Source organism: Streptomyces sp. SID13726 (genome assembly GCF_010548375.1).
In the GTDB taxonomy this organism is placed as follows: Bacteria; Actinomycetota; Actinomycetes; order Streptomycetales; family Streptomycetaceae; genus Streptomyces.
Genome location: NZ_JAAGLY010000861.1, coordinates 1 through 385 on the forward strand (window position 1 = coordinate 1; position 385 = coordinate 385).

The window sequence follows — 385 nt, forward strand, 5'->3', positions numbered from 1 at the left end:
CTACCCGCACGGCAGCGACTCCGAGGAGCCGTTCATCGACATCGGGTGGTGGGTCAACCAGGAACTGCTGCACCACGGTGCCGAGATCGGCCTGCTGCGCGACCTCTACCGCGCCCGGCACCACTGACCCCCGCCCCGGCCCATCCCGGACCGGGGCGGCGCTCAGCTTGCCGTTTAACCTCAGGCGGCGGTTCCGTTGCCGGCAGCCTGGCACCATCCGGTTCGCGCCAGGACACGCTCACGTCGCCTGGATCTGGCACGTTCGGTCACGGGCGAGCGTTTCCCTCGAAGTCACCCAGGTTGATCAGGCTCACTCGATGGTCCCAGGTATCCCACCTCACACACTTCTGAGCGCCCCAGTAGTAGTTGACGTAGCCCATGAGGT

The 385-nt window shown here is 66.5% G+C and carries 1 pseudogene; it reads left to right on the plus strand.

Going from position 1 to position 385, the window contains the following annotated elements:
* Positions 1-127 (plus strand): annotated as a pseudogene (locus G3I78_RS52710) (DinB family protein); the annotation flags it as partial.
* Positions 128-385: the final 258 nt, after the last annotated feature.